Source organism: Streptosporangium sp. NPDC002544 (genome assembly GCF_040295965.1).
Taxonomy (GTDB): domain Bacteria; phylum Actinomycetota; class Actinomycetes; order Streptosporangiales; family Streptosporangiaceae; genus Streptosporangium.
On record NZ_JBEOWJ010000008.1, the window covers coordinates 74,224 to 100,315 of the forward strand.

The 26,092-nt window shown below is 70.3% G+C and carries 31 protein-coding genes and 1 pseudogene; 14 read left to right on the top strand and 18 right to left on the bottom strand.

Annotation, left to right across the window (positions count from 1 at the left end; translation table 11 throughout):
• Window positions 1-36: 36 nt before the first annotated feature.
• The 3 genes from ABT061_RS14005 to ABT061_RS14015 form a co-directional block, all read right to left on the bottom strand.
• Window positions 37-420, bottom strand: a complete 384-nt coding sequence (locus ABT061_RS14005) for a carboxymuconolactone decarboxylase family protein (protein ID WP_350916279.1) — start codon at window positions 418-420, stop codon at window positions 37-39.
• The gene (locus ABT061_RS14010) at window positions 401-952 is read right to left on the bottom strand and encodes an NAD(P)-binding domain-containing protein (RefSeq protein ID WP_350916282.1); all 552 of its coding nucleotides are present in this window, start codon (window positions 950-952) and stop codon (window positions 401-403) included. Before ABT061_RS14010 ends, ABT061_RS14005 begins: the two co-directional genes overlap by 20 nt.
• 61 nt (window positions 953-1,013) lie before the next feature.
• Window positions 1,014-1,310, bottom strand: a complete 297-nt coding sequence (locus tag ABT061_RS14015) for an SDR family oxidoreductase (protein WP_350916285.1) — start codon at window positions 1,308-1,310, stop codon at window positions 1,014-1,016.
• Between the two features lie 34 nt (window positions 1,311-1,344).
• Between ABT061_RS14015 and ABT061_RS14020 the strand changes: the two genes are divergently transcribed.
• The 7 genes and pseudogenes from ABT061_RS14020 (at window position 1,345) to ABT061_RS14050 (ending at window position 10,162) form a co-directional block, all read left to right on the top strand.
• Window positions 1,345-4,479, top strand: coding sequence for an AfsR/SARP family transcriptional regulator (locus tag ABT061_RS14020; RefSeq protein ID WP_350916287.1), 3,135 nt, complete (start codon window positions 1,345-1,347; stop codon window positions 4,477-4,479).
• 100 nt (window positions 4,480-4,579) lie between these two features.
• Entirely contained in the window at window positions 4,580-6,124 is a 1,545-nt protein-coding gene (locus ABT061_RS14025; protein ID WP_350916290.1) for a DHA2 family efflux MFS transporter permease subunit, read from the top strand.
• A 279-nt stretch (window positions 6,125-6,403) separates the two neighbouring features.
• Window positions 6,404-6,814: pseudogene (locus ABT061_RS14030) on the top strand (DUF4158 domain-containing protein); the annotation flags it as partial.
• A 13-nt stretch (window positions 6,815-6,827) separates the two neighbouring features.
• On the top strand, window positions 6,828-7,949 hold the full coding sequence (locus ABT061_RS14035) for a Tn3 family transposase (RefSeq protein ID WP_350916293.1): 1,122 nt from the start codon (window positions 6,828-6,830) through the stop codon (window positions 7,947-7,949).
• Between the two features lie 156 nt (window positions 7,950-8,105).
• Complete coding sequence (locus tag ABT061_RS14040; protein ID WP_350916296.1) at window positions 8,106-8,504, top strand: VOC family protein; 399 nt, start codon at window positions 8,106-8,108, stop codon at window positions 8,502-8,504.
• Between the two features lie 42 nt (window positions 8,505-8,546).
• Window positions 8,547-8,885, top strand: coding sequence for a YciI family protein (locus tag ABT061_RS14045; RefSeq protein ID WP_350916299.1), 339 nt, complete (start codon window positions 8,547-8,549; stop codon window positions 8,883-8,885).
• Window positions 8,882-10,162 carry an RNA polymerase sigma factor gene (locus tag ABT061_RS14050; protein ID WP_350916302.1) on the top strand — a complete coding sequence of 427 codons (1,281 nt, stop codon included), beginning with the start codon at window positions 8,882-8,884 and terminating at the stop codon, window positions 10,160-10,162. The genes ABT061_RS14045 and ABT061_RS14050 overlap by 4 nt, the downstream gene beginning before the upstream one ends.
• A gap of 15 nt (window positions 10,163-10,177) precedes the next feature.
• On the opposite strand, the gene ABT061_RS14055 is transcribed toward ABT061_RS14050, so the two are convergent.
• Complete coding sequence (locus tag ABT061_RS14055) at window positions 10,178-10,501, bottom strand: sulfurtransferase TusA family protein (protein WP_350916305.1); 324 nt, start codon at window positions 10,499-10,501, stop codon at window positions 10,178-10,180.
• Window positions 10,498-11,169: an ArsR/SmtB family transcription factor gene (locus ABT061_RS14060; protein WP_350916308.1), complete on the bottom strand. Its 672-nt coding sequence runs from the start codon at window positions 11,167-11,169 to the stop codon at window positions 10,498-10,500. The genes ABT061_RS14055 and ABT061_RS14060 overlap by 4 nt, the downstream gene beginning before the upstream one ends.
• Before the next feature lie 52 nt (window positions 11,170-11,221).
• Here ABT061_RS14060 and ABT061_RS14065 point away from each other — a divergent pair, with 52 nt between their 5' ends.
• Entirely contained in the window at window positions 11,222-11,896 is a 675-nt protein-coding gene (locus ABT061_RS14065) for a class I SAM-dependent methyltransferase (RefSeq protein WP_350916311.1), read from the top strand.
• Here the strand turns inward: ABT061_RS14065 and ABT061_RS14070 are convergent.
• The 3 genes from ABT061_RS14070 to ABT061_RS14080 are packed head-to-tail and all read right to left on the bottom strand — an operon-like array spanning window position 11,871 to window position 13,685.
• A complete protein-coding gene (locus tag ABT061_RS14070; protein ID WP_350916314.1) occupies window positions 11,871-12,227 on the bottom strand; it encodes a methyltransferase domain-containing protein in 357 nt (118 codons plus the stop codon). The genes ABT061_RS14065 and ABT061_RS14070 overlap by 26 nt on opposite strands.
• Window positions 12,163-12,498, bottom strand: a complete 336-nt coding sequence (locus ABT061_RS14075; protein WP_350916316.1) for a hypothetical protein — start codon at window positions 12,496-12,498, stop codon at window positions 12,163-12,165. Before ABT061_RS14075 ends, ABT061_RS14070 begins: the two co-directional genes overlap by 65 nt.
• 5 nt (window positions 12,499-12,503) lie before the next feature.
• Complete coding sequence (locus ABT061_RS14080; protein ID WP_350916319.1) at window positions 12,504-13,685, bottom strand: cytochrome P450; 1,182 nt, start codon at window positions 13,683-13,685, stop codon at window positions 12,504-12,506.
• A 90-nt stretch (window positions 13,686-13,775) separates the two neighbouring features.
• Between ABT061_RS14080 and ABT061_RS14085 the strand changes: the two genes are divergently transcribed.
• The 5 genes from ABT061_RS14085 to ABT061_RS14105 all read left to right on the top strand — a co-directional run bounded on the left by ABT061_RS14085 (window position 13,776) and on the right by ABT061_RS14105 (window position 19,005).
• Window positions 13,776-14,393 (top strand): TetR/AcrR family transcriptional regulator, encoded by a 618-nt coding sequence (locus ABT061_RS14085; RefSeq protein WP_350916322.1) that lies wholly within the window; start codon window positions 13,776-13,778, stop codon window positions 14,391-14,393.
• Window positions 14,394-14,433: 40 nt separating this feature from the next.
• Window positions 14,434-14,751 (top strand): hypothetical protein, encoded by a 318-nt coding sequence (locus ABT061_RS14090; protein WP_350916325.1) that lies wholly within the window; start codon window positions 14,434-14,436, stop codon window positions 14,749-14,751.
• A gap of 41 nt (window positions 14,752-14,792) precedes the next feature.
• Window positions 14,793-15,161, top strand: coding sequence for a hypothetical protein (locus ABT061_RS14095; RefSeq protein WP_350916328.1), 369 nt, complete (start codon window positions 14,793-14,795; stop codon window positions 15,159-15,161).
• A 22-nt stretch (window positions 15,162-15,183) separates the two neighbouring features.
• Window positions 15,184-15,912 carry an SDR family oxidoreductase gene (locus ABT061_RS14100; protein ID WP_350916331.1) on the top strand — a complete coding sequence of 243 codons (729 nt, stop codon included), beginning with the start codon at window positions 15,184-15,186 and terminating at the stop codon, window positions 15,910-15,912.
• Between the two features lie 429 nt (window positions 15,913-16,341).
• The gene (locus ABT061_RS14105) at window positions 16,342-19,005 is read left to right on the top strand and encodes a glycoside hydrolase family 3 N-terminal domain-containing protein (protein ID WP_350916334.1); all 2,664 of its coding nucleotides are present in this window, start codon (window positions 16,342-16,344) and stop codon (window positions 19,003-19,005) included.
• Window positions 19,006-19,103: 98 nt separating this feature from the next.
• On the opposite strand, the gene ABT061_RS14110 is transcribed toward ABT061_RS14105, so the two are convergent.
• The 10 genes from ABT061_RS14110 to ABT061_RS14155 all read right to left on the bottom strand — a co-directional run bounded on the left by ABT061_RS14110 (window position 19,104) and on the right by ABT061_RS14155 (window position 24,909).
• Complete coding sequence (locus tag ABT061_RS14110) at window positions 19,104-19,607, bottom strand: gas vesicle protein K (protein ID WP_350916337.1); 504 nt, start codon at window positions 19,605-19,607, stop codon at window positions 19,104-19,106.
• Window positions 19,604-19,915: a gas vesicle protein gene (locus tag ABT061_RS14115; protein ID WP_350916340.1), complete on the bottom strand. Its 312-nt coding sequence runs from the start codon at window positions 19,913-19,915 to the stop codon at window positions 19,604-19,606. The genes ABT061_RS14110 and ABT061_RS14115 overlap by 4 nt, the downstream gene beginning before the upstream one ends.
• Window positions 19,905-20,702, bottom strand: a complete 798-nt coding sequence (locus ABT061_RS14120; RefSeq protein WP_350916343.1) for a GvpL/GvpF family gas vesicle protein — start codon at window positions 20,700-20,702, stop codon at window positions 19,905-19,907. Before ABT061_RS14120 ends, ABT061_RS14115 begins: the two co-directional genes overlap by 11 nt.
• Complete coding sequence (locus ABT061_RS14125) at window positions 20,695-21,153, bottom strand: gas vesicle protein (protein ID WP_350916346.1); 459 nt, start codon at window positions 21,151-21,153, stop codon at window positions 20,695-20,697. Before ABT061_RS14125 ends, ABT061_RS14120 begins: the two co-directional genes overlap by 8 nt.
• Window position 21,154: 1 nt before the next feature.
• Window positions 21,155-21,607, bottom strand: coding sequence for a gas vesicle protein GvpO (gvpO, locus tag ABT061_RS14130; RefSeq protein ID WP_350916349.1), 453 nt, complete (start codon window positions 21,605-21,607; stop codon window positions 21,155-21,157).
• A 64-nt stretch (window positions 21,608-21,671) separates the two neighbouring features.
• On the bottom strand, window positions 21,672-21,893 hold the full coding sequence (locus tag ABT061_RS14135; RefSeq protein WP_350916352.1) for a gas vesicle protein GvpG: 222 nt from the start codon (window positions 21,891-21,893) through the stop codon (window positions 21,672-21,674).
• Between the two features lie 16 nt (window positions 21,894-21,909).
• Window positions 21,910-22,788: a GvpL/GvpF family gas vesicle protein gene (locus ABT061_RS14140; protein WP_350916355.1), complete on the bottom strand. Its 879-nt coding sequence runs from the start codon at window positions 22,786-22,788 to the stop codon at window positions 21,910-21,912.
• A gap of 1 nt (window position 22,789) precedes the next feature.
• Complete coding sequence (gene gvpJ / locus ABT061_RS14145; RefSeq protein ID WP_350916358.1) at window positions 22,790-23,224, bottom strand: gas vesicle protein GvpJ; 435 nt, start codon at window positions 23,222-23,224, stop codon at window positions 22,790-22,792.
• A 27-nt stretch (window positions 23,225-23,251) separates the two neighbouring features.
• A complete protein-coding gene (locus ABT061_RS14150) occupies window positions 23,252-24,319 on the bottom strand; it encodes an SRPBCC family protein (RefSeq protein WP_350916361.1) in 1,068 nt (355 codons plus the stop codon).
• A gap of 5 nt (window positions 24,320-24,324) precedes the next feature.
• Window positions 24,325-24,909, bottom strand: a complete 585-nt coding sequence (locus tag ABT061_RS14155) for a hypothetical protein (RefSeq protein WP_350916364.1) — start codon at window positions 24,907-24,909, stop codon at window positions 24,325-24,327.
• A gap of 519 nt (window positions 24,910-25,428) precedes the next feature.
• On the opposite strand from ABT061_RS14155, the gene ABT061_RS14160 reads away from it, so the two are divergent.
• On the top strand, window positions 25,429-26,085 hold the full coding sequence (locus tag ABT061_RS14160; protein ID WP_350916367.1) for a hypothetical protein: 657 nt from the start codon (window positions 25,429-25,431) through the stop codon (window positions 26,083-26,085).
• The last annotated feature ends 7 nt before the right edge of the window (window positions 26,086-26,092 follow it).

Genomic DNA, 26,092 nt, shown 5'->3' on the forward strand with positions numbered 1-26,092 from the left:
AGGTCGACGACGGTGACCCCGCCGGACTCCGCGGGGCTAAGACTTCATGACGCGGGCGATCAACTCCTCCACCTGGCTGTTGAGTTTGGCGCCTCGCGGCCACCCGGCGTAGTGGGTGAGGAAGATGACGATCTCGCGTAACTCGTCGGGGGTGAGGTCGCCGGTCCGTAGCGCCGCGTCCAGTTGGAGCCCGACGACGTCGTCCATGCCCTGTCCGACGAGCAAGCCGACCAGCAGCAGCCGCCGGTCGCGGGTCGAGATCCCCTCCCTGGACCACACCTCGGCGAACAGGTGCTCGACGGTCATCCCGAAGAAGTCGCCCGGCCCGTCCCCGACGTGATCCCAGCCGTAGACCTGTTTCATGATCTCCAATCCGCGCTTCCGGCGGTCAGGAGTGGTGTCATCCGTGTGATCGCTCATGGGGCACTCCGAGTCCGTCGGCCAGCTGTTCCAGGGCGAGGGCGGCCAGGGGGGTCTCCACCCCTCTGGCCCGTGCCAGTTCCAGTGCGAGGGTAAGGTCTTTCTCCCCCAGAGTCCTAACATGTAGCAATATGTCGTACCAGGGATCGTCCGGCGTTACAGGTCCCATCGTCTTCCTCAACATGATCGCCCCTGGGCCGCCGGTGATCGCGTCCGAGTGCTTGACGGCCCGCGCCGGCGCCTTCAGTGAGATCCTGCATGACTCGGCTGGCCGCTGCGCCTCCGCCGCCGCGGCGAACGACGCGAAGTGCAGCAGGTTGCGCGCCGGCTTCGCCCTGGTGCCGGCCCCGGCGGGGCCGACGTGCAGCACCAGCTCCGCCCAGCACCCGAACGGCTCCTCGCACCGCTCGACCGCCTCCTGCGCGCACGCCTCGGCCCTGATGTCGTGCACGAGCAGCCCGCCGGGCCGGCCGGCCAGGTGCGTGGCCATCGGCACGCCCATCTGCCCCAGCCCGATGAATCCGAGTCTCAACGGAGAACCCCCTCGTTGATTCGAAGGTCACACGATCGGGGTTGCGTCCACGTTGCGCCGCTCATGACCGGATCACCTGCCCGTCGTCCACGTTGAAGATCTGCCCGGTGATCCAGCCCGCCTCCTCCGACAGCAGGAACAGGCACATCCCCGTCAGGTCCTCGGGCCGGCCGAGCCGCTTGAGTGCCAGGTCACCGACCATCTGCTTGCGGTAGCCCTCGGGGACCACCGTCCGGGTGGCCTCGGTGTCGGTGGCGCCGGAGATCCGTTCGTAGACACGGAGCCCGATGCGGGCACGCAGCCGGAGGACGTTGGGCTCGTCGGCGAGCATCGCGGTGATGCCCCGGGCGCGCGGCACCGTACGGGTGCGGGAAAGTCGTGATAATCGGGGTATGCGGTTCGACGTTCTCGGCCCCACCCGGATCCGGCTCGATGATGGGCGCGCGGTCGTCGTGGGCGGGTCGCGGATGCGCGCGCTGCTCGTGATGCTCCTGCTCGACGTGGGAAAGGTCGTGACCACCGAACGGCTGATCGGCGGCCTGTACGGCGCCGATCCGCCCGCGGGCGTCGCCAATGCCCTGCAGTCGCAGGTCTCGCGGCTGCGCAGGGCACTCGGTGCCCAGGAAGTGATCGAGTTCCACCCGGCGGGCTACCGGCTCGTGGCCGGCGCCGATGCCGTCGACGCCCACCGCTTCGAGCGGCTCGCCGCCGAAGGCCGGCGTCTCCTGGCCTGCGGCGACCACGGGCGGGCGGTCGAACCGCTGGGCGAGGCGCTCTCGCTGTGGCGCGGGCCCGTGCTCGCCGACGTGGCGGAGTTCCCGTTCGCCCAGGCACCCTCGGCCAGGCTGGAGGAGCTCCGGCTCGACTGCGTGGAGGATCGCCTGCAGGCCGAGCTGGAACTGGGCCGCCATCGTGAGCTGGTGGCCGAGCTACAGGAGCTGACCGCCGCACATCCCCTCAGAGAGCGGCTGTACGGGCAGCTGATGCGCGCCCTGTACGGCTCGGGCCGGCAGGTCGAGGCGCTGGAGGCCTACGACAGGGCCAGACGGATCCTCGGTGAGGAGTTCGGCGTGGACCCGTCGGCGGAGCTGGCCGCCGTGCACCTGGCGGTGCTCAGGGCCGATCCCGAACTGACCGGTGCCCCCGCCGCCGATGCCCCACCCCTCCGGTCGGGTCTGCGGGCCCCGCTGACCAGCTTCGTCGGCAGGGAAGGCGAGATGTCCGAGCTCCGCGCGCTGCTCGGTGAGGCGAGACTGGTCACCCTGGTCGGCCCCGGCGGCGCGGGCAAGACCAGGTTGGCCGGTGAGGTCGCCGCCGGGGAGCAGGGGGAGGTGTGCTTCGTGGAGCTGGCCCCCGTCTTCGACGGCGGGGAGGTGGCCCAGGCAGTCCTCGGGGCGATGGGGGTCCGCGACGCCCGGCTGTTCCCCGGCCCCGGCCGGCCGGGGCCCACCCCCCTCGCCAGGCTGGTCGCGGTGCTGGCCGACCGTCCGCTGCTGCTCGTCCTGGACAACTGCGAGCACCTGGTGGCGGAGGCCGCCGAGCTCGCCGACCGCCTGCTCGCCGCCTGCCCGGCGCTGCGCGTCCTGGCCACCAGCAGGGAGGCGCTCGGCATCACCGGGGAGGTGATCCACCCGGTCGCGCCGCTGCCGGTGCCGAGGGCCGGCACAGTTGCCGGGGAGGCCACGGCCTACCCGGCCGTGCGACTCCTCGCCGACAGGGCGGCCGCCGTGTGCCCCGGTTTCCGTGTCGACGACACCAACGTCGAGCAGGTGCTGGACATCTGCCGGGCACTGGACGGCCTGCCCCTCGCTCTGGAGTTGGCCGCGGCACGCCTGCGCTCCCTGCCGGTGACCGAGGTGGCCTCCCGGCTGGGCGACCGGTTCCGGCTGCTGTCGCGTGGCAGTCGCACCGCGCTGCCCCGGCACCAGACGCTGCGCGCCGTGGTCGCCTGGAGCTGGGACCTGCTCGACGACGACGAGCGGTCGCTGGCCGGGCGGCTGACCGTCTTCGTGGGTGGCGCGACGCTGGAGGCGGTCGGGCGGGTGTGCGGGCTGCCGGAGGCCGAGGCCGTCGACCTGCTGAGCTCCCTGGCGGAGAAGTCGCTCATCGAGCGGGTGGGCGGGCGCTACCGCATGTTGGAGACCATCCGCGCGTATTGCGCGGAACGGCTGGCCGAGACCGGCGAGACCGAGGTGCGCCGCGAGGCGCATGCCTCGTACTACACGGATCTGGCGGCCACGGCGGACCGCCGGCTGCGCGGCGCCGGGCAGTTGGAGTGGTTGCGAAGGCTGGACGAGGAGCGCGACGACCTGCACGCCGCGCTGCGCTGGGCCGTCGACACCGGCAGGACCGGGCAGGGGCTGCGCCTGCTGGCCGGGCTCGCCATGTACTGGTGGATGCGGGGCCGCCGCTGGGAGGGCGCGAGCCTGGCCACCGACCTGCTCGGTGTGATCGGGCCGGCCCCGGTGGAGGGACTGGAGGAGGAGTACGCCATCTGCGTGCTCGTCGCCTTTGGTGGCGAGTCGCGGTCGCCCCGGCTGCTGGTCCTGCTGGAGGCGGCCGCACCGCTCGTCCCGGCGATCGACCAGCCGTACCGGTGGCCGTTTCTGGCCATGCTGCAGGCGATGTTCACCGGCCCGGTCGCGGACCTCCGCTCCCACCGGCCGCGGATCCCGGCCATCGCCGATCCGTGGGTCCGGGCTCTGTCCCACTTCGGCTGCGGCTACTTGCAGCTGTACGACGGCGACGCCGGGGGCGCCGAGCGCTCCTTCGAGGACGCGCTGGAGCTGTTCGGCTCCATCGGGGAGCGGTGGGGCAGTGCCCTCACCCTGGCCGAGCTCGCCGACCTGCGGCAGGACGTGGCGGCGTCGCGCGCGCTGGCCGACGAGGCGCTCCGGCTGGCCGAGGAGCTCGGATCGGCCGAGGACATCGCGGATCTCATCTGCCGCAGGGCCCTGGGAATCGTGCGTGAGGGCGACCTCGCGACCGCTCACGCCGAGTACCTGCGCGCGGCCGTGTACGCCCGCAGGGCGGGCACGCCCGATGTGATGGCCAAGGTACGGCACGGGCTCGCCGAGGTCGCCAGGCTCCGCGGCGAGCTGGACGAGGCCCGCACCCTCGCCCGCGAGGCACTGGAGCTGTGCCCGCAGGAGTGGTACGCCGCCGAGGAGACGCGGTTGCGCATCACCGTCGAACTGGGCCGGATCGCCACGTCGAGCGGAGACGGGGCCGGGGCGAGGGCCTGGTACCGCGAGGCGCTGGAACCGGCGCTACACCGCTACCTGCTCGTGGCGGGTTCGGCGATCGAGGGCCTGGCGGAGGTCATGCTGCTGGAGAACGACGTCCGGGGAGCGGCCCGGCTGCTGGGGGCGGCCACGGCTCTCAGCGGCGCCGCGGCGGCGCACCCGGACGCGGCCCGGGTCACGGCAGCCGTCCGCGCCCGGATCGGCGGCGCCGGGTACGAGAAGGAGCGGCGTGCGGGAACCCGCATGTCGCGGAGCGAGGTGCTTTCGATGCTCGAGGCATGACCATGTCCGGGTGACTCCGACCGCGCGGTTGTCAGTGGCCGTCAGTGGCCGTCAGCACGAGGTGCGCGGGCCGTCAGCGCCGACGATCACGATGGCGGGCATGACCGATCACCTCCCGATCACCGACCGCCGCAGGCGGGCGACCCTCGCCGTCGCCTGCCTGGCGGCGCTGCTGCTCTCTGTTGATGTCACAGTCCTGCACCTCGCCCTTCCCCAGTTGGTCGCGGACCTGCGGCCCTCGGCCACCCAGATCCTGTGGATCGGCGACGCGTACGGTTTCGCGCTCGCCGGCCTGCTGATCACGATGGGCAACCTCGGCGACCGGATCGGCCGCAGGAGGCTGCTCCTCATCGGCGCCACGGCCTTCGGGGTGGCCTCGGCGGTGACCGCCTACGCGCCCACCCCCGAACTGCTCATCGCGGCCCGCGTCCTGCTCGGCGTGGCGGGTGCCACGATCATGCCCTCCACTCTGTCGATCATCCGTAACGTCTTCACCGACCCGAGGCAGCGGACCACGGCGATCGGTCTGTGGAGCGGGATGGGCGCGGCGGGGTTCGCCCTGGGGCCGGTGGTCGGCGGTCTGCTACTCGATCACTTCTGGTGGGGGTCGGTCTTCCTGATCAACGTGCCGGTGATGGCGCTCATCGTGGTCGTCGGCCTCGCCGTGCTGCCGGAGTCACGCAACCCCGCCGCGGGGCGGGTGGATCCCGCGAGTGTGTTGCTCTCCCTCGTCGGCGTCACCTCTTTGATCTACGCTGTAAAGGAGGCGGCCGGGTACGGTCTCACGGATGCCGGAGTACCGGTGGCGGCGGTCGTGGGGATCGCCGCGCTGGTGATGTTCGCCCGGCGGCAGACTCGGCTGGCCGAGCCGCTGATCGACGTTCGTCTCTTCCGGCGCCGGGCCTTCACCGCGTCGGTCGGCGCCAACCTCATCGCCATCTTCGGCATGTCCGCGCTGTCGCTGATCTTCGCCTGGTACTTCCAGCTGGTCCTGGGCTGGTCGCCGCTGCGTGCCGGTCTCGCGGGACTGCCCGGTGGCCTGTCGGCGGCGGTCGGCGGGGTGCTGGCGGCCGGGTTGATCACCCGATGGGGCCGGGCCAGGGTGGTGGCGCTGGGCCTGGCGATGGCCGCCGCGGCCTTCGCCTGCTACAGCCGGGTCGGGCTCGACACCCCCTACCTCTACTTTCTCGTTCCCATGATCGTCTGCGGGGTGGGCATCGGGCTGACGTTCGCGGTCACCAACGACACGGTGCTCGCGAGCGTGCCCAGGGAGCGGGCCGGTGCCGCGGCGGCGATCTCCGAGACCTCCTTCGAACTGGGCGGCGCGTTGGGCATCGCGATCTTGGGCAGCATCCTGACCGGTGTCTACCGGGGCGACCTCCGGCTCCCGGCGGGGGTGCCGGGCGAGGTGACCGCCGCCACGGCGGAGTCGCTGCCCACCGCTCTGAGGGCCGCCGCGGCGCTCCCGGCCGAGCTGGGGGAGGTCGTCGCCGAGGCGGCCAGGCGGGCCTTCGTCACCTCGGTCGGGGTGACCTCGCTCGCCGCCGCGGTGCTGATCGCGGTCCTCGCCGCGGTCTCGCTCGCCGGTCTGCGCGGCGTGCCCGACGTGATCCCCGAAGAACTCCTTTCCGAACCGCGTGGCTGACCTGTAAGGCGCACGGATCACGTGGGTGCCGCGGCCCGCCACAATGGCCCTCCACTCGGGTCCGCGTCACCAGGGGCAAAGTAGCTCTGCGTGATCGCCTGTTCGGGGCAGTTGGTAGGCGGATGGCTAGCTTCGGAACTTGCGGAAGATAACGGAGGGTTGCATCTCGAGTCCGCTACGTCGTGATCGCGGCTCCGCTATACCAGTCGGTAGCTGAACTGTTACAAATGATGTTTTCTCCTGACCTTCAGCGAGATCGGGGAGAAACAGGGGGCGGGCATGCGGCGCGAGTGGGCGTTAGAGGACCTGATCGAGTGCTGGACGCTGGATGAGGAGGAGTTCGCCCTGCTGGCGAACAAGTCCGGGGCCACGCGGCTCGGCTTCGCGCTGCTACTGAAGTTCTTCGAGCTGGAGGCTCGCTTTCCCCGGCGCGAGGACATCCCCCGCGCTGCGGTGGACTTCATGGCCGGGCAGGTCAAGGTGGAGGCGGCCTCGTTCGCCGCCTACGACTGGTCGGGCCGGACCATCAAGAATCACCGGGCGCAGATTCGGGAGTTCCACGACTTCCGGGAGCCGACGCTGGGCGATGAGAACAAGCTCGCCGACTGGCTGGCCACCAACATCTGCCCGGTGGAGATGTCGCGGGACCGGCTGCGCGGTGCGCTGCTGACGCGCTGCCGCGAGGACCGGATCGAGCCGCCTGATGGACGCCCTGGACGTGCTGGAGGTGCTGGAGCGCTACCAAGATACGGATCAGGAGTTCTACGCCGCCGCCGAGGGGGTGCCGCTGGAGCATGTGGTGCCCGAGGACTGGCGCGAGGCGGTCGTCGACCCCGACACTGGGCTGGTCGAGCGCATCCCGTACGAGTTGTGCGTGCTGGTGGCGTTGCGCAAGGCGATCCGGCGCCGGGAGATCTGGGTGGAGGGCGCCAACATCTGGCGCAATCCCGACCAGGACCTGCCGCCAGACTTCGAGGACAACCGGGACGTGCACTATCAGGCTCTGGCCATGCCCCGCGATCCGGCCGACTTCATCGCCGACCTCAAGAGGCGGCACGTGAGCGCGCTGGATCGGCTGAACAAGGGGCTGAAGAAGAACACCGATACGCGCGGAGCTTCGATCGTCGGGTTCGCCTTCTCGCACCTGTTGGACTTCCAGCTACTGCCGAGGTTGAAGAACATCGGCTCGGCGCGGCTGTATCGGCCGGGCCTGAGCGAGGGTGAGAGCTGGTCACGGCTGGAGGAGGTGCTGTCGGGCAAGAGCATCGACTGGGAGCTGATCGCCAATCAGTACGACCAGATGATCAAGTACGCGACCGTGCTGCGGCTGGGCACCGCCGAGGCCCACCAGATGCTGCGCCGCTTCACCCGCGGCGGCCCCAAACACCCCACCTACCGCGCCATCGAAGAACTCGGGCGCGTGATCCGCACCGTCTTCATCTGCGACTACCTTGCCGACGAACAACTGCGCCGCGAAATCCACGAAGGCCTGAATGTGGTGGAGAACTGGAACTCGGCCAACGAGGGCATCTTCTACGGCAAGGCCGGCGACCTGACCGGCGATGACCGCGAACACGTCGAGGTCTCCGCCCTCGCCCTTCACCTGGTCCAGGCCGCGATCGTCTACCTGAACACCAGGATGGTGCAGATTGTGTTGGCCGAGCCGAAGTGGCGAAAGAGACTCACCCACGCCGACCGGCGCGGCCTGTCGGCCCTGTTCTGGGCCCATGTGAACCTGTACGGCAAGTTCGAGCTCGGCATGAGCAAACGGCTCGACCTCGGCCCCGATCTCGACCCCGACGTGGGAGTCGATCAGAGCGCCTGACCGCTGTGGGACCAGGGCGGCCGGGATCTCCTCGGCCCGCTCGGGGCGATGGAGAAAATCGGCGCCGGGAGATGTCGTATCGGGGCCTGCGCCGATCGTCGTGCTGGTGAAGGGCCTGGTCCACAGGCCACCAGGAAAACACAGGGAGCACGAGTCATGAATCCGACGCTCAACGCCATCGATGTCGTGGTGTCCGATCTGCGGGCCTCGATGGCCTTCTACGCTCGGCTCGGGCTGGAGTTCAAGATCGATGAGCACGCGCCCGAGCACGCCGGCTGCGACCTGCCGAACGGGCTGCACGTGATGCTCGACACCGAGGGCTTCCGCACCCCGTTCCTGCCCGGCTGGAGCAAGCCGTCGGGCGGGCCGCGCACGCTGCTGTGCTTCGAGTTCGAGGACCCGGCCGGGGTGGATGCCAAGTACGCCGAGTTCGTCGAGGCCGGCTATCGCGGGATCGCCGAGCCGTTCGACGCGTTCTGGGGAATGCGGTATGCCACGGTGGCCGACCCGGACGGGTGCGGCGTCGACCTGTATGCCGCGTTGCCGGTCGGCTGAGCCGCACCGGGTACATCATCGTCGAGCAGGAGGTTCAGCCAGGTGAAGTACGTGCTGATGTTCATCGAGACCGAGCAGTTCGCCCAGCAGCTGGAGGCGATGGGGGAGCTGGAGCAGCGTCAGGCCTATGAGGCGGTGGGCCGGTGGTTCGCCGACAACGCCGAGGTGATCACGCACCATGTGCATCTGGCTCCGGTGCACACGGCCACCACGATGCGCTTGGACGGCGCCGAGCCGGTGGTCACCGACGGGCCGTTCATGGAGGGCAAGGAGGTGGTGAGCGGGTTCGCCGAGGTCGAGGTGGCCGATCTGGATGAGGCGTTGAAGCTGGCCCGCTCGTGGCCGGCGTGCCCGATCGTGGAGATCCGCCCCGCCTCATGACCAGCTCTGCGGACCCGCCCGCTGCCGAGCTCGCCGGCGGCCCTGTCGGTGAACGGCCCGGCCGTACTGGTGAGGACCTGGGTGGTGACAGCGGGCGGGTGCTGGCGCGCGTGGTGCGCGAGCACGCGGGTCGGCTGGCGGCGAGCCTGATCTCGTTGCTGGGTGACTTCTCCGCCGCCGAGGACCTGGTGCAGGATGCCGTCGAGACCGCGTTGCGTCGCTGGCCGATGGAGGGGATTCCGGAGCGTCCGCAGGCGTGGCTGTACACGGTGGCGCGGCGGCGAGGGCTGGATGTGCTGCGGCGGGAGTCGAACTACCGGGCCAAGCTGGCTCAGCTGCGCTGGCCGGAGCCGCAGGCGGCTGACGACCGGCTGCGGTTGATCTTCACCTGTTGCCATCCGGCGCTGGCTCCGGCAGCGCGGATCGCGCTGACGTTGCGGGTGGTGTGCGGGCTGTCCACCGGGCAGATCGCCGCGGCGTTCGTGGTGCCGGAGGCCACGGTGGCCCAGCGCATCACCCGGGCGAAGAAGAAGATCGGCCAGGCGGGCATCCCCTACCGCGTCCCTGCGGCCGAGGAACTGCCGGAGCGACTGGCCTCGGTGCTGTCGGTCATCTATCTGCTGTTCAACGAGGGCTACCTGTCCAGCACCTCCGAGCGGGCGCAGGCGCGCGACCTGGTAGACGACGCCGAATGGCTGGCCGCGCTGCTGGCGAGTCTGGCACCGGGTGAGCCGGAAGTGGCCGGGCTGCTGGCGCTGATCCGGCTGCATCGAGCCCGCGGCGCCGCCCGCTTCGACGAGCAGGGCCGGCTGGTGCTGCTGGCCGATCAGGACCGCTCCCGCTGGGACCACCACGCGATCGAGCAGGCGACCGCGCTGCTGACGCGGGCGGCCCTCGCGCATCGACGGCCGGGGCCCTACCAGGTGCAGGCGGCGATCGTCGCCTGTCACGCGGAGGCGACCGTATTCGCCGACACCGATTGGGCGCAGATTCTGGTGCTCTACGACATGCTGCTGCACCTGGCCCCGTCGCCGATCACCCGGTTGCAGCGGGCGATCGCCCGACGCCACGTGCACGGCGCCGCGGCGGCGCTGCCCGAGGTCGACGCGCTGGAGCACGACCTGACGTCCTACGCGCTCTGGCATGCCACCCGTGCCGAGCTGCTGCGCGAGCTGGGCGAGGCCGAGCAGGCGCGGGCCTGCGACAAGCGGGCGCTGGAGCTGACCGCCAACCCCGCACAGCAGGCGCTGCTGACCGAGCGGCTCACCTGGAACTGACCGAGGGCCTGGTGCTCAGCTGCCGGGCCGCCAGGGCGCGCCCAGGTCCACGCCGCGGGCCTGGCCGCTGACCTGCAAGGCGTAGGTGGGCCGCGCGCGGTCGGGGACCGGGCCGAGGTGGAGGTGGCCGGTCAGGTGGCACCAGGCGGGCAGATCCAGCGGCGCGGCCGGGTCGGTGGCGATCACGTGCACCACGCTGCCCGGTCTCAGCTCGGTGATGAGGCGGGCCAGCCGGGTGAGCAGCAGCACGCAACGTGCGTCGCCGCCGTCCAGCACCACCGGCGTCGGCGAGACCGCGCGATCGCCCGCCGCGCCGTATGGCTGGCTGGTGCTGGTCATGCGGCGACCGGCAGGCCGGCCAGCCGCCATTCGAGCATGCCGTCGGCCAGCCGTACGGCGCGGCGGCCGCATCCAGCCAGGAGGTGGACGGCCTGGTAGGCGAGCACGCAGTAGGCGCCGCGGCAGTAGGCCACGATCTCCTGACCGTCGGGCAGCTCTGCCAGCCGGTCGGCGAGCTCCTGCAGGGGGATCGAGATCGCGCCGGGGATGTGCCCGGCGGCGTACTCAGGGCCGGGCCGCACATCGATGAGCGCCACCTCACCGCTGGCCAGCCGTTGCCGTAGTCGCTCGCGCGTGACCTCCTCCATCTCCCCGGACGTGCCCGTTGCGCCGGTGCCGAGGTAGGCCGCGGCGGCGCGCTCGACCTGGGCCGCATGGGCGGATCCGACCCGGCGTAGCAGCGCCCACAGCTCGGCCACATCGTCTCCGGCCAGCCGGTAGAACACGCGGGTGCCTTGGCGGCGGGTGGCCACCAGCCCGGCGGCCTTGAGTATCTGCAGATGGTTGGAGACGCTCGTCAGACCGAGCCCGGCGGCTCGTGCCAGGTCCTCGACCGGGCGCTCGGCCTGGGCCAGTAGCTCGATCAGCTCCAGGCGGCGGCCGCTGGCCAGCGCCTTGCCCACGCCCGCGAAAGCCTCGAACAGCTCGTGCTTGCCCGACCCCGCCACCTGGCCCGCCCCATTCGTCTAATTCCATAATTTCATGGAATAGTGTAATGGTGTGAAACGGATCGATCACGGTGCGGACCTGGGGCAGGCTCAGCACGAGCACTGGCAACGCACCTACGCCGCGCATCCGGGCATGTACGGTGCCCGCCCGTCGGAGCCCGCTTTGTACGCCGCGGAGGTGTTCACCGGCCGCGGGGCGAGCGAGGTGCTGGAGCTCGGGGCCGGGCACGGCCGCGACGCGCTGTACTTCGCCGAACGCGGCCTGACGGTCCAGGCGACCGACTTCAGCGAGCAGGGCCTGGCCCAGCTGCGCGTGGCCGCCGAGGCGGCCGGGCTGGGCGGGCGGGTGCGCACCCTGGTGCACGACGTGCGCGAGCCGCTGCTGCTGGCCGACGCTTCGGTGGATGCCGTCTACGCGCACATGCTGCTGTGCATGGCGCTGTCCACGACGCAGATCCACGCCCTGGCCGCCGAGGTGGGACGGGTGCTGCGGCCGGGCGGCAGCTTCGTCTACACCGTGCGCCACACCGGTGATGCCCACCACGGCAGCGGGATCGCCCACGGTGACGACATCTTCGAGCACGGCGGGTTCGCGGTGCACTTCTTCTCCCGGGACCTCGTCGACGCGCTTGCCCGAGGCTGGGACGGCCCGCACGTGCACGCTTTCGACGAAGGCGAGCTGCCGCGCCGGCTGTGGCGCGTCACCCAGCGCCGCCCGCTCGAGTGACGCCGCCGCTGCTGGGAATGGCGGTGCCGAGCACATAGAAGGAGAACGGGGTTCGCGCCTGCGGCAGCAGGAAGCGCTCCATCCAGGTGACGGTGAGCCCGGCACGCTGCAGCGCGGTGAGGGTGTCGCGGCCGGCGTGGCAGCCGCCCGCCAGATGGGGCCAGACGACGTCCAGTAGCTTCTGGGCGCGGACCAGCCCTGCGCTGTCGGCTCGCACGTGCTCCAGGAAACGCACCTGCCCGCCCGGCTTCAGCACCCGTACGGCCTCAGCCAGCGCCGTGGCCTGCTCGCGCACTGAGCACAGCACCAGCGCGAACACCACCGCGTCCATGCCGGCCCCGGCGAGCGGCAGCCGCGGCGGCGGCGGCCAGGGCGCGCAGGCGGGGCTCCGGCTCGATGGCCAGCACCCGCTCGACACCGGGCGGGTAGCAGGCGAAGGTGGCGCCGTCCCCGGCGCCGACCTCCAGAACGTGCCCCGACAGGCCCGCCAGCAGCTCGCGCCGCCGCGCGCTCATCCCGGCTCGGTCCAGGGCGCGGGCCATCGCCGGGTACACCCGGCCGAAGACCGGCCGCCGCGGCGTGTTCGCCGTCTTCCCGGCCATGCCGGTCACCAGGTGACCGGCAGCGCGGCCAGCCCGCCGGTCAGCGTGCGGACGTTGAAGGTCAGCTCTCCGGGCGCGCAGCCCAGTTTCAGGGTGGGGAAGCGGGTGGCCAGCTGGGAGAAGACCGCCTGGAGCTCGATGCGGGCGAGGGGCGCGCCGATGCAGTAGCGGGAGCCGTGACCGAAGCTGAGATGCGGGGTGGCGGGCCGGGCGAGGTCGAAGCGGTCCGGGTCGATGAACACTGCGCTGTCGTGGTTGGCCGCGCCGGTGTCCAGCAGCACCAGATCGCCTGCGCGCACCGGCACCCCGGCGATCTTGAGGTCGGTGCGGGCGTAGCGGGGGATGCCGCCGCTGCCCAGGCCGGGCGCGCGCAGGATCTCCTCCGCCGCGGCGTCGACCCGAGACGGGGCGTCGGCCAGGGCCTGCCACTGGCCGGGGGTGGCCAGCAGCCACAGCGCTCCCTCGCCGATCGCGGCGACCGTGGTCTCGTGCCCGGCGAACAGCAGGAACATGCCCATCGCGGCGGCCTCGTCGTCACTGACGCCGTCGGTGGCGGCCAGCCGGGAGATCACGTCGGCGCCGGGGTCGGCTTCGGCCCGTTTGCGGGCCACCAGCTGCTGGCCGTAGCCGAACAGCTCGGCCAGCCCCTGTTCCGAGCGCGCCCGATCGGTGATGTCGGCCGCGGCCTGGGTCCATGACCGGAACCGGTCGCGGTCTTCGTACGGCACGCCGAGCAACTCGCAGATGACCGCGATCGGCAGCGGCAGCGCCAGCGCGGCATGCAGGTCCGCAGGCGGTCCGGCCGCTTCGAGCTCGTCCAGCAGAGCCTTGGTGAGGGTCTCGACGCGGCCGCGCAGCGCACGCATCCGCCTGGGCGAGAAGTGCGGCTGCAGCAGCGAGCGCATTCGCCGGTGATCGGCCTGCTCGGTGTCGAAGTCGCCCAGCGGGCCGCCGAACATTGCCGACTCCCCGCTGCGGGAGGCGCGCTCGGGCTCGCGGTGGGCGCGGCCGAGCCGATCGTCATCCAGCAGACGGCGTACCTGCTCGTAGCCGGTCACCAGCCAGGCCGGGTCGCCGACCGCGGTCCGTATCGCATGGATCGGCCCGCGGTGCTGCAGCCGGCGCAGCAGCGGGGCGGGCCGCATCGGGTCGGGTTGCTCGAACGGCAGCCGGACGGTTTCAGGCACGGCGATCCTCCAATCGGTATACACAGGTTTATATACTCAAATGTCTACTAAACTACTTGTACACTTTGAGTTCTACAAGTGGAGGTGTGGATGAGCAACCCGGATGCCCCCGAAGGCGACGTTCTCGCACTGGCCGCCGGGCAGGCGCCGGTACGGCGGCTGCGCCGCGCCGAACGCCGCGAGCAGATCCTGGACGCCGCCACCCGCGCCTTCGCCCGTGCCGGATACGCCGCCACCGGCCTGGACGACATCGCCGCTGAGGCCGAACTCACCCGGGCCATGCTGTATCGGCACTTCGACTCGAAGGCCGACCTGTATCGGGCCGTCCTCGACCGCGCCTGCACCCGGCTGGCCGAGGCCACCGGAGCCGACGACTTCGACGACAGCGCCATCCCCGCCCTGCTGCGCGCCGCGTCCGCCGATCCCGACGGCTTCCGGCTGCTGTTTCGCTACGCCGCCCGCGAGCCCGACTTCCGCGACCTGATCGACTCCATCACCGCCGCCTCGCGCGAGGTTGCCCACCGCAACCTCGCCCGCCGCATACCGGCGGGCCCGTGGCTGGACTGGGCCGCGAACCTGATCCCCGCCGTCACCCTGGAGGCCGTCATCGCCTGGCTCGACGCTGGCCAGCCCGACCCCGGCCAGGCCGCCGACCGCATCGCGGCGGCTGTGCACGGCGTGATGGCCGCCGCCCAAACCGACCTCTGATCGTGGGGAATTGTCGGCCTGTCCTGGTTGGCTATGCGGCATGACCACGGTGAACTGGGAGCGCGAGCCCGGGGAGAAGGTGGAGGAGTTCGTCGCGGCGCTGCTGCTGCTCAAGCACCCGCACGGCAGCCGGATCACGCCTTCCAAGGGCGACCGGGGCGTCGACGTACGGGTCTGGAACCCCGACGGCTACGATATCTACCAGGTCAAGCGCTACAGTCGCACATTGACGGCCAAGCAGGCCGCCAGCGTAGAAGCTTCCTGGAACACCTTCACCGCCGAGACGCTGCCGGTGCTGCCGGTGCGCTCCTGGACCCTCGTCACCCCCTGGGAGCCCACCAACGAGCGGCTGGACTGACTAAGCAGCTCACCGGCGGCCACGGCATCCGCATCCACTGAATGGGCGGCAACACCCTCGACGGGATGGCCGCCGACAACCCCACGCTGGTGGAGTACTTCTTCGGCGGTGGCGGGCAGCGCCTGATGGCCGACGCCCTGCAGGGCGGGCGCGACATTTCGCAAGGAGTGCCTGGCGAGGACCTGCTGGAGGCCATCGTGGCCCGCCAGCGCAGCCTGGCAACCGCCGAGGATAAACCGGACGCGCGCCAAGCAATGATCGGCTCTCGCAGAACTGGTCCCCCCATTTCTGTGAATCACACACCGTCACCATCGTCACGCAGAGCTACTTTTCCCTTGGCGGCGCGGCCCCAAGCAGAGGGTCACAGTGGGGGCGATTTCACTCGTGGCAGGAGAGCCGTGAAATCCTGAGAAGTCAGGAAAGGGGAAGCGGATGGGATGCGCGCTTGTCACCGGGGCCTCGCGGGGGCTCGGCGCCGCCATCGCCGTGCGGCTCGCCGAGGACGGCTGGACCGTCGCCGTCAACTACGCCCGCGACACCGCGGGTGCCACGGCCGTCGTCGAGCGTATCTCCGCGGCCGGGGGCCGGGCGTGCGTGGCCCGCTTCGACGTGACGGACGAGGAGTCGGTACGGCGGGGGATCGCGGAGGTGGCCGAGAAGGCGGGACCGGTCGAGATCGTGGTCAACAACGCGACCGGGCCCCAGCCGCTGGTCCCCCTCGCCGAGCAGACCTGGGAGCATCACCTCGACCAGCTCCGGTTCTTCGTCAAGGCGCCGCTGCTGATCCTGCGGGCCGTGCTGCCCGCGATGCGCGAGGCCGGCCGGGGCCGGATCGTCAACGTGGGCAGCGAGGTCGTCGACCTGGGCAACGTCGAGATGGGGCACTACGTCGCGGCCAAGGCGGCGCTGCACGGTCTGACCCGTTCCTGGGCCAACGAGCTCGGACGGTACGGCATCACCGTCAACACCGTCGAGCCCGGCTGGATACCGGTGGAGCGCCACGAGGGAATGGACGTCGAGGAGTACCGCGCGGGCCTGCCGCTGGGCCGGATGGGGGTGCCCGCCGAGGTGGCCGACGCGATCGCCTTCCTGGCCTCGCCCGGCGGCCGTTTCATCACCGGCCAGCGCCTGGCGGTCAACGGCGGCAACACCATGTCCTGAGGCGCGCGGGCCACCGCCGGCCCCGCCTCCGGGACGCGTCGATCCCGTTTCCGGCCGGCACTCGTTCCCGGCCCGTGGTCCACGTGCTCCCGGCGCCCGGGTCCGAGCCGTCGCGAGAGCGCCGGTCGCCGGCCCGTGTCCTGACGGCCTGTCGGCCCGCCCGGCTCGGACAGTGCCCGCCCGGCTTCTGAGAGCGCTCTCAGTGGGGTGGAGTTTGGGCCGTCCGGCCAGGGGTGATGTGGCTGTATCGCGTTGCGAAGGGCCTGGTGGGCGGGGTTTGCAAGTCATGGGCCAGGCATCGAACAGGAGTTCAGTCGAGAGAGCGCTCTCGCGAAACTATTGACTCGGCAGCGTCACAGCGTAAGGATCTGCGAAGTGCGGACTCGGGGGCCGCCACGACCGTCGCTGTGCCTGGAGAACGGACCTTCGATGATCAGACCCTTCGCCCGGCCGGGCGCCAACCGGAGCCGGCTCGCGGTACTGGCGAGCCTCACAGTCCTGGCGGCCGGTGTCGCCGGAATCCCGAGCGCGGGCGCCGAGACCGCGACGGGCGGCCGGCAACCGGTGATCGGCAAGCCGGCCCTGGACGCCCGCGGCTGCGCCCGCATCGAGAAGAAGCTGCCCACCCTCGCCGAGTGGCCCAAGGTCGACAGCGCCATCGATCAGAACCGGTCGGACGAGAAGCGGGTGGCGAAGATCCTCGCGGGCATGACGCTCGCCGAGAAGGTCGGCCAGATGACCCAGCCGGAGATCACCGCGATCACTCCCGACGAGGTCAAGCAGTACTTCATCGGCTCGGTGCTCAACGGCGGCGGCGCGTGGCCCAACCGTGACAAGCACGCCGCGCCGAAGGCCTGGCTCGACCTCGCCGACGCCTACTGGAACGCCTCCGTCGCCACCCGGACGAAGATCCCCGTCATCTGGGGCATCGACGCCGTCCACGGCAACAACAACGTCTACGGTGCGACGGTCTTCCCGCACAACATCGGCCTGGGCGCCGCGCAGGACCCGTGCCTGGTGCGTGACATCGGGGCGGCGACCGCCAGGCAGATTCGCGCGACCGGCCAGGACTGGGCGTTCGCACCCACCCTCGCCGTCCCCCTCGACGACCGGTGGGGCCGTACCTACGAGGGCTTCTCGGAGGACCCCCGGATCACCCGCGCGTACGGCTACGAGGCGGTCAGGGGACTGCAGGGCAAGCACCCGCGCGGCATCGGCTCCGACGGCGTCATCGCCACCGCGAAGCACTTCATCGGTGACGGCGGCACCGTCAAGGGCGTGGACCAGGGTGTCAACCCCTCGTCCGAGGCCGAGATGATCAACGTGCACGGCCAGGGCTACTACAGCGCGCTCGCGGCCGGCGCCCAGAGCGTGATGGCGTCGTTCAACAGCTGGACCAACGCCGACCTGGGTATCAACGAGGGCAAGCTGCACGGCAGCAAGCGAGCCCTCACCGACATCCTCAAGCAGAAGATCGGCTTCGACGGCATCGTCGTCTCCGACTGGAACGGCATCGGCCAGGTCGCCGGGTGCACCAATGCGAGCTGCCCGCAGGCGATCAACGCGGGCATCGACGTGGTCATGGTGCCCAACGACTGGAAGGCGTTCATCGCCAACACGATCGCCCAGGTCCAGAGCGGTGAGATCCCGATGGCGCGCATCGACGACGCGGTGACCCGCATCCTGCGCGTGAAGCTGCGCACCAACGTGCTCGACGGGCCGAAGCCCTCCAAGCGCGCCTTCGCCGGTTCCACCGACGCGCTGCAGGCGAGGAAGCTCGCCAGGGAGGCGGCGCGCAAGTCGCAGGTCCTGCTCAAGAACAACGGCAAGGTCCTGCCGCTGGCCGCGAACTCCAAGGTCCTCGTGGTCGGTAAGAGCGCCGACAGCCTGCAGAACCAGACCGGCGGCTGGACCCTCACCTGGCAGGGCACCGGTAACGTCAACGCCGACTTCCCCAACGGCACGACGATCCTGGGCGGCCTGCGCGAGGCGCTCGGCGCGGCCAACGTCACCTTCAACGAGACCGGCGAGGGCGTCGACCCCTCGGCGTACGACGCGGTCATCGCGGTGATCGGCGAGACGCCGTATGCCGAGGGCGTCGGGGACCTCGCGCGGCGCTCGCTGGAGGCCGCCAAGATCTACCCCGCCGACCTCGCCGTGCTGGAGCGGGTCCGCGGCAAGGGTGCGCCCGTCGTCACCGTCTATGTCAGCGGCCGGCCGCTCTGGGTCAACAAGGAGCTCAACCGCTCCGACGCCTTCGTCGCCGCGTGGCTGCCGGGCACCGAGGGCGGCGGCGTCGCCGACGTGCTCGTCCGGGGCAGGTACCGCGACGGTTTCACCGGCAAGCTGCCCTACTCCTGGCCCAAGAGCGCCTGCCAGACGCCGCTCAACGCGGGCACCGAGGGCTATGACCCGCTCTTCCCGCTCGGCTACGGCCTGCGCAACGGCCAGACGGGGTCGGTCGGCACGCTCGACGAGACCGCGCCCGAGTTCGGCTGTGGCGGGCAGGGCGGCGGCGGTGAGGCGAGCGAGGATCTGGAGATCTTCAACCGGACCGACATCGCGCCCTACAAGAGCTTCATCGGTTCGGCGGAGAACTGGGGCGGCACCGAGATCGGCGCCGACGGCCAGGCGTCGCACGCCGAGATCTCCGTGGTGCAGTCAGACGTCAACGTGCAGCAGGACGGCCTGAAGGCGACCTGGAGCGGCACGGGCCCGGCCCAGATCTACATGCAGGACCCGGCGGGTGGCTCCGATCTTCGGGGCTATCTCAACTCCGACGCGGCCCTGGTCTTCGACACGATCGTCCACCAGGCTCCGGCCGCCAGGACCGTGCTCAGCGTGCACTGTGTCTATCCGTGCTTCTCCGAGGTGGTGGCGACCTCCCTCTTCCAGGGACTCCCGGCCGGGAGCAAGGCGACGGTCAAGATCCCCATCGCCTGCTTCGCCGCGGGGGGCCTCGACCTTGAGGTGGTCAACACCCCGTTCCTCGTCTACACCGACGGAGCCTTCTCCGCCTCGTTCGCCAACGTCCGCTGGGTGCCGAAGGCGGCCAACGACCCCGACGCCAAGAAGTGTGAGGACCTGACCTAGGGCTCTTCCACACGAGAGACGCGAGGGACGGGGTTCGGTGGTGTCCGGCCATCGGGCCCCGTCCCCCGCGTCTCCGGTCCGGGCCGGGGACGCGGGGGTCAGTCCGTGGGAAGCAGGGTTCCGAGCGGTCCGAGATCGAGGTTGAGGTCGGAGGGCGAGAGCCCGAAGCGTTCGCACAGTTCGGTCATCGCCTCCTCAAGACGCATGAGCGTCAGGCCCAGCACCTCGACCTGCTCCTCGGTCAGGTCCCCCTGCTCCATCCGGCGCACGCACTGGCGTTCCACCAGCTGTCGCACGAGTTCGACGAGAGTGAGTACGAGGCGGGTCAGGTCCCGCTCGACCGCCTCGGGGTCGGTGTTCACCCGCCACCGGCTGTCCCGCGCCGCTCTCCGGGTGTTCCGGAAGCCCTCCCAGGTGTTCACGGAGTCCTTCCGCCCGCTCGCCGGAGTCCCTTTCGCCGGAGTCACCGAGCGCGCCCTGCCGGATGTCCTCCGCGCGGTTCGCAGGTCCTCCGCGGCGGCGCGGAGCCTCTCCCGGGTGACGCCGGGGTTCTCCGTCTCGCGAAGGTTCTCCGCGGGCGGGCCGCCGCCGGGACGGTTCACCGTGGGGACCCGTGGTCCGGTGGGTCGAGCGCGCTCGCCGGGGTGGTCGCGTCGGATGTCCGTACGACCGTGACCGCGCCCGGCGGGTGCACGGAGGGAATCGCGTCGGACGCCCGTACGGATGTGATCAGGGCACGCAGTGAGATGCGGACGAGGTCGATGTCGGCGATGGAGAGCACGAGGTCGCCGCTGACCACGACCCCGCCCGCCAGCAGCCGGTCGAGCAGGTCGACGAGTGCCACGCGTTCGGCGGGCAGGCGTCCCTGGGCGGCGAGCGCGGCGCCGCGCGGGCGGCGGTCAGGTGTCATCGGGCACCTCCCGGCCGGTCGTGCCGAGATCCAGCACGGTGAAGGAGTACGGCGCCCAGGGGCCGGTGAGCTCCAGGTCGACCCCCTGCCCGCGCAGGCCGTCGACGGCGGCGACGAACTCCTCGGCGTGATCCTCGTCGACGAGGTAGGCGCCGTTCAGCACCATCGGGTCCTCGCGGCCGGACAGCTCCGGATCCTGGGGCCGGTGCCGGTGGCTCGCGACGGAGGTGGCGGCCAGGGTGGCGTGGATGTGCTCCGCGCGCTCGGCCGCCTGGCGCCACGCGTCCTCCCGGTTGCGCAGGCTGGCCCGGCGGCGTTGCAGGTAGGCCGTCCCCGGCTTGCCGCTCTCCGCGGCACTCTCCCCTGCCGGCGGCGAGTCGGCCGCGGCCGGGGCGGTGTACGCCTTCACCCCCCACTCCCTGCGCCCGGTGACGTGGGCGAGCACCGCGGCGAAGTCGTCATGCCTGCGCCGCAGCAGGTCGCGGACCTGCTCCTCGCCGGTGTAGACCGTCACCAGGCGGACCGGTGCGGTGGGGGCCTCCTCCGCGACGGTCTCCACGACGCGATGGTGAGCGCGGGCCGTGTCTCCGACCCAGTCCAGATCCTCCAGAGAGCGCCGTAGCGGCTCCTCGCCGAACTCGTCCAGGGGCACCGGGCTCACGTACGCGACCAGGCCCTCGTGCGTGATCGCATGTACGGGCGCATCGGCCACGCCCGTCACGCCGGCGGGGAGGGCGCGGCCCAGGTCCTGGGCGATCGCGTAGAGGTACGTGCCCGCCTCAGCCATCGCGGTCCCCCTTTCTGGACCTTCTGGGCTCGCGAGGCTCCCGGTACCGCCTCGGCTCTCCGGCACCCCTCGACTCCCTGACCTCTTCGGGGAATCTGTCCAGGGAGCGGCGCCTCGGGGTCTCCCAGTCCTCCTCCGCGGCGGCCAGCCGGCGGCGCAGGCGGCGGTTCTCCTCGACCAGGTCACGGTCCTGCGCGGTGAGCCAGGGATCGTGCTCCCACCAGTCGATGCCCAGCTCCCGCGCCGTGTCGACCGAGGCGATGAGCAGGCGCAGCTTGATGGTGAGCAGCTCGATGTCCAGCAGGTTCACCCGGATGTCACCCACGATCACGATGCCTCTGTCCAGCACCCGCTCCAGGATGTCGGCGAGATTGGCGGGCTCCCGCCCGCCGGACGCTCCCCGGCCGTAGGGCTGGGAGAACGCGCCGCCGGGGCGTGCCACCTCGGCCATGTCAGCTCGCCTCGCCGCTGTCGGCCCTGCCGCGCCGGTAGCGCTTCACCCTGCGATAGGACAGCAGGTCCCCCTCGGGGCCCAGCTCGACCTGGTAGAGCGCGAGCATGTCGCCCGACGAGGGGATGTGCCGGTCCTCGACGACCTCGACCTCGACCAGCCAGCCGCCCTCCGCCGGTCGTACCTGTGTCACCCCCTCGGTGTCCTTCGAGGTCAGCTCGGCGATGTGCCGCAACCCGGTCGTTCCCGCGGTCGCCGCGGACAGGGCAGGAGAGCGCCGTCCCGGACGGCGGGCCTTCGCCTGTGGCCTGTCCTCCTCCAGGTCCTCCTCGTCCTCGACCTCCTCGTAGAACTCCTCGTCCTCCTCCGGCTCCTCCTCGTCGAAGGCCTCGTCGGAGGTCTTGTAGGAGTCGTCGGCAGGGCGCTCCGCACGGGTTCTGCGCTTGACAGGCACGGGATCGCTCCCCTCGTCGTCTCTCCGTTCTCCGCCGGTGCGGCCGTACCGGCGGAGGTCCGGGCTAGGTGATCATCTCTCGGAGGATCCGCTCCGCGGCCATGGACTCCTCTTCCTCGGAGATCTCGCCGGATGCCCTGGCCTCCGCGAGCTCCTCCAGGCGGCGTCTGACCGCCGCGGGGCTCCGTAGTTCCATCTCGGCCTGTTCCTCAAGCAGCTCCGCGAGCCGGATCAGCCCGCGCAACGGCGCGAGCGGCAGACTGAAGATCAGTCCCAGTGGGTCCATGGTCGATCACCTGCCTTCAGGTCCTGACGAAGTCGTACGGTGCCAGCGGGCCGAGCAGGCGCAGCCCGACCCGGCCCGCCCACCGGGTTCCGAACTCGGCCAGGGCCTCCTCGATCTCCGGCTGCCGGTCGGTCTGCGCGAGCAGGGCCAGATGGGCGGCGTCCTGCTCATGGGTGGGCTCGCGTACCGCGATGGCGACGCAGAGCGGGGTGAAGACGTCGAGCAGCGCGGCGGTGTCGGCCTCGCGCTTGGCCGCGATCGATGTGTTGATCAGCTCTCCGAGCCGCATCCTGGTGTCCCACGTCGCCTCTTCGGGGCGCCCGCGGATCTCGTCGCGCAGCCTCGCCGTCTCGGGGTTCTCCTCCAGGACCTCCCGCAGGATCGTCTGCTCGACATAGCGCCCTTTCACGATGTACTCCGCTCGGCCCTCCAGTTCGTTCAGCGTGTTGCGGAAATCGTCGTGGTACGGGGTGAGCAACTCGTCGACGACCGCCTGCGCGTCCGTCACCACCGCCCCGAAGCGGAGCGGGAGCACGGGTACCTCGGCGGCGGCTTCGTCCAGCAGCCGCTGGTGGGCCATGAGATCGTCCGGCCTGCCCAGCGGGCGGTCGGTGGGGACGTCGCTCACCAGGGCGGCGATCTCGCCGTACCGCACCAGCCGGACCTGGCCAGGAGGATCTCCCACGCCGAGGGTGTCCGGGGTCAGCTCGACGTCCGCGGGAACGATCCCGTAGATGTAGGAGCCGGCTCCGCGCTCGGGGGCGCCGGACCTCTCGGACCCGGTGGGCCTGGGCCGCTTACCGGAACCGGTGCCACGCCGTCCGGACGGCTGGCGCTTTTCGGACTTCGATCTGTCGGACTGGGCGGTCCCGGACTTTCCACTGGGATCGCGCATCTCACTCTTCCCTCCGTCGTCTGCGCCGGGGGGCCGGTTCGCGCTCTTCTTCCTCCTCGAACTCCTCCTCCTTGGACCCGCCGGTCAGGCTGCGGAGCTTCTCCCCGGCCGCGTCCAGCAGCCCGTCCGTCGCGCCCTTGACCTTCGCCTTGCTGCCGCTCTGGGTCATGTCCTGCATCAGCTCCGGCAGCCCCTTCTGGCTGCCGACCTGGGAGAGGTCGAGGCGGTTGACCGCCTCCGCGAAGCGCAGGTAGGTGTCAACGCTGGCCACCACGATCCGTACGTCGATGGTCAGGAGTTCGATCCCGACGAGGGAGACCCTGACGAAGGCGTCGATCACGAGCCCCTTGTCGAGGATCGTCTCGATGACGTCGGCCAGACCCGATGAGGATCGGTAGCCGCTCGCTCCGCCCCCCGAAGGTTGGACAATGGTCATGGTGTTCCTCTCCGGTACCTCCTTCGATCACGCCCTGGTGGCCGTCTTGCGACGGGCGGGACGCCTGGGCGGTTCCTCCTCCGATCTGCGGGACGCGCCGGAACCGCGGCGTCGCAACGGGCGCCTGGGCGGCTCCTCCTCTTCCTCGTATTCGCTCTCCTCTTCCTCGGCTTCCTCCTCGCCGGGCTCTTCTTCTTCGAGTTCCTCTTCTTCCTCGGGGCCCTCTTCCTCTCCCTCGGGGCCCTGGGCCTCCTCCTCTTCCCGGAGAGCCGTCTCCTGGTCCTTGACGACCTTGCTGTCGTGGATCTCGCCGCGCCAGCCCTGAAGGTCGTCGGGGTGCAGGAGCACCTCGTTCATGACGTGCCGGCGGAAGTGCTTGAGTTCGAGGCGCGCGCGCCTGCCCTGGGCGCGCCACAGGTTGCCGGTGCGCTCGAACAGGCCCTGCGGGTGGTACTCCAGGACGAGCAGGATCCGGGTGAGCTCGGGGGCGATCTCGTGGAAGGTCACGGCGCCGTCCACGTAGCCCTTCGCACCCTTCGAGCGCCAGATGATCCGCTTGTCGGGCATCTGCTCGATGATCGTCGACTCCCAGTCGCGGTGGGATAGGAAGACCTGCGCCTTCCAGTGCAGCTTCTCGTCGGACGGCTGGTCGACGTTCTCGACCTTCTTCATGAACTTCGGGAAGTCGCCGAACTGGGTCCACTGGTCGTAGGCCATCCGGACCGGAACACCGATGTCGATCGTTTCGATGATGCTCGTCAGCTTCAGCTTCTTGCCTTTACCCCCCTTTCCGCCCTTGCCTCCGGTGATCTTCTGTATCAGGCCGCCGACGGCCATCTTGCCCAGTCCCTTGATCAGGCCCCCGGCCATCGATCCTTTCGAGCCGCCACCTGTCACGGCGCTCATCAGGCTCGATCCGTTGCCTCCGGCGTAGTCGGTCAACCGGCCGGTCGCGCCCTTGACCTTGTCACCCACCGATGACAGCGCCCGCTCCCCGGCGGCTCCGAGGAGATTCTGGAACTCGTGGGTGAGCCGGTTCATGGGGGACTCCTGGCCGTTCTGCTGCTTGGGCCGGTCCGTCGAGGTCTTAGCCATCGAGATCACCCCCGTGCCCTGGCGGGTGCCCGCCTGGTGCGCGGCGGTGCCGATCCACGGCGGGAGGGGGCCCGGCTCCTGGGCCTGGCCGGCGCTTCCTCCTCTTCCTCTTCCTCTAGCTCCTCCTCTTCCTCCTCCTCGGGCTCTTCTTCCTCTTCTTCCTCTTCTTCCTCTTCTTCGTCCCTTGGCCGGGACTTCTCACGGGCTCTCGTGGCCTTCCCGCGGCGCTTCCGGCGTTCCTCGAACTCTTCTTCCTCTTCTTCCTCTTCGGCCTGCTCAGGGCTTCGCAGTGACTCGGCCCGGTCGTGCAGCCTGCTGCTCAGCGAGTCGATCTGCTTGCTCACCGCTGCTTTGGCGGCGTCCTTGCCCGCGTCCAGAAGATCGCCGCGAACGTTTTCGATGATCTTTTCCACTTCCGGAGAGGAGGTGAGCATCTTCAGCCCCTGCTGCAACAGGTCGCCCTTGCCGGCGCGCAGGTGGCCGGTCACGCCGGCGATGGCCAGCACAGCCGCCAGTCGGTATTTCCCGCGCCCCAGAAGGTAACCTCCGGCCACGGCGAGGGCCATTCGCACTGCGTTGTTCACGATCACCACTCCTTGTCGATTGTCCTGCTGCGGAGTCCGTCTCATCTCTTCGAGTCCTCGGGGCCGGACCCCGTCGGCGCACCACGGAGAAAGACGACATTGACCAGAGCCGACGCCCGTTGCGGTGAATGTGGGAAGAGCATTCCGTTCCCACAATTTCATTTCCCCATACCCTAGAAAACCCCCATAAAAGCATATATGGGCAAAAAGGGGATAAAAGGGATATTGCTCTGGCTGAGCCTCCCTCGGGGGTCGGATTTCCGTCGTGGGCCGGGGGTGGAATAACCGCCCATCCGCCTCTGGTCTACGGCAGAGGTTGAGAGTTCAATGATGTGTCGGGGCCAACGACGGAGCTTTGTAACAAGTGAAGCCAGGTTCCCGGAAAGATTTGGTCAAGATTCCTAAGACGAATGAGCCGAGACAGGAGAGAGGCGCTTAAAAAACGGGCACAACCACCTCGTTAACCCGTAAAGCGGAGGTACAGCCCTGGTGAGAAGATCGAGGGCCGGGTTCGCCTTGGTTGCCATGACGGTTGTTTCCACCATGGTCGGCGGGCTCACGGGATGTGCACGTGCGGAGTTCACCTACGTCCGCCACGACGACGGGCAGACGTACTTCAAGGTTCCGGCGGCCTGGCAGAAGGTCGACCAGACGGCGCTGGACAAGGCGACCATCGGAGCCGACCTCGAATCGGCCACCGCGCAGCTGCGCAAACAGCTCATCTGGTCGACCGCCTACGACGCCCACAGCAGGCCGTCTCCAGATCACCTGCTCGGCTACGGCACCGAGGACGAACCATTCGTCTTCGCCCGGATCGCCAAGCTCCTTCCCGAGGAGCAGGACGCGCTCTCCCTGAACAGCATGCGCAACTCCGTCCTGCCCGTCACCGAGACGGTGCGCAAGGAGTACGCGGAGATCCCCGGTTACCCGCTGAAGGACTTCGAGCTTCTCGCCGACGAGGTGCTCCAGCCCGGAGACGGCCTGCGCGGGGTGCACGTGCGGTTCAACTACGCGATCGAGGGCGCCGGGACGGAGACCTTCGACCTCACCTCCTATCTGGCCCCGGACGGCAAGCAGATCTCCACCCTGCTGATCCGCTGCTCGGCCGCCTGCTACCGGAAGCGCGCCGGGGAGTTCGACAGGATCGCGCAATCTTTCAAGGTCAAACGACTCACCGGGTGAGGAGAAG

Excerpts from the sequence above, each read along its gene's own strand:
- ABT061_RS14005 (WP_350916279.1), bottom strand. The coding sequence starts at position 420 with ATGAGCGATCACACGGATGACACCACTCCTGACCGCCGGAAGCGCGGA.
- ABT061_RS14020 (WP_350916287.1), top strand. The coding sequence starts at position 1,345 with ATGCGGTTCGACGTTCTCGGCCCCACCCGGATCCGGCTCGATGATGGG.
- ABT061_RS14025 (WP_350916290.1), top strand. The coding sequence starts at position 4,580 with ATGACCGATCACCTCCCGATCACCGACCGCCGCAGGCGGGCGACCCTC.
- ABT061_RS14035 (WP_350916293.1), top strand. The coding sequence starts at position 6,828 with ATGGACGCCCTGGACGTGCTGGAGGTGCTGGAGCGCTACCAAGATACG.
- ABT061_RS14040 (WP_350916296.1), top strand. The coding sequence starts at position 8,106 with ATGAATCCGACGCTCAACGCCATCGATGTCGTGGTGTCCGATCTGCGG.
- ABT061_RS14050 (WP_350916302.1), top strand. The coding sequence starts at position 8,882 with ATGACCAGCTCTGCGGACCCGCCCGCTGCCGAGCTCGCCGGCGGCCCT.
- ABT061_RS14055 (WP_350916305.1), bottom strand. The coding sequence starts at position 10,501 with ATGACCAGCACCAGCCAGCCATACGGCGCGGCGGGCGATCGCGCGGTC.
- ABT061_RS14070 (WP_350916314.1), bottom strand. The coding sequence starts at position 12,227 with ATGGACGCGGTGGTGTTCGCGCTGGTGCTGTGCTCAGTGCGCGAGCAG.
- ABT061_RS14075 (WP_350916316.1), bottom strand. The coding sequence starts at position 12,498 with ATGGCCGGGAAGACGGCGAACACGCCGCGGCGGCCGGTCTTCGGCCGG.
- ABT061_RS14085 (WP_350916322.1), top strand. The coding sequence starts at position 13,776 with ATGAGCAACCCGGATGCCCCCGAAGGCGACGTTCTCGCACTGGCCGCC.
- ABT061_RS14090 (WP_350916325.1), top strand. The coding sequence starts at position 14,434 with ATGACCACGGTGAACTGGGAGCGCGAGCCCGGGGAGAAGGTGGAGGAG.
- ABT061_RS14095 (WP_350916328.1), top strand. The coding sequence starts at position 14,793 with ATGGGCGGCAACACCCTCGACGGGATGGCCGCCGACAACCCCACGCTG.
- ABT061_RS14100 (WP_350916331.1), top strand. The coding sequence starts at position 15,184 with ATGGGATGCGCGCTTGTCACCGGGGCCTCGCGGGGGCTCGGCGCCGCC.
- ABT061_RS14105 (WP_350916334.1), top strand. The coding sequence starts at position 16,342 with ATGATCAGACCCTTCGCCCGGCCGGGCGCCAACCGGAGCCGGCTCGCG.
- ABT061_RS14115 (WP_350916340.1), bottom strand. The coding sequence starts at position 19,915 with ATGACACCTGACCGCCGCCCGCGCGGCGCCGCGCTCGCCGCCCAGGGA.
- ABT061_RS14120 (WP_350916343.1), bottom strand. The coding sequence starts at position 20,702 with ATGGCTGAGGCGGGCACGTACCTCTACGCGATCGCCCAGGACCTGGGC.
- ABT061_RS14125 (WP_350916346.1), bottom strand. The coding sequence starts at position 21,153 with ATGGCCGAGGTGGCACGCCCCGGCGGCGCGTTCTCCCAGCCCTACGGC.
- ABT061_RS14135 (WP_350916352.1), bottom strand. The coding sequence starts at position 21,893 with ATGGACCCACTGGGACTGATCTTCAGTCTGCCGCTCGCGCCGTTGCGC.
- ABT061_RS14140 (WP_350916355.1), bottom strand. The coding sequence starts at position 22,788 with ATGCGCGATCCCAGTGGAAAGTCCGGGACCGCCCAGTCCGACAGATCG.
- gvpJ (WP_350916358.1), bottom strand. The coding sequence starts at position 23,224 with ATGACCATTGTCCAACCTTCGGGGGGCGGAGCGAGCGGCTACCGATCC.
- ABT061_RS14150 (WP_350916361.1), bottom strand. The coding sequence starts at position 24,319 with ATGGCTAAGACCTCGACGGACCGGCCCAAGCAGCAGAACGGCCAGGAG.
- ABT061_RS14160 (WP_350916367.1), top strand. The coding sequence starts at position 25,429 with ATGACGGTTGTTTCCACCATGGTCGGCGGGCTCACGGGATGTGCACGT.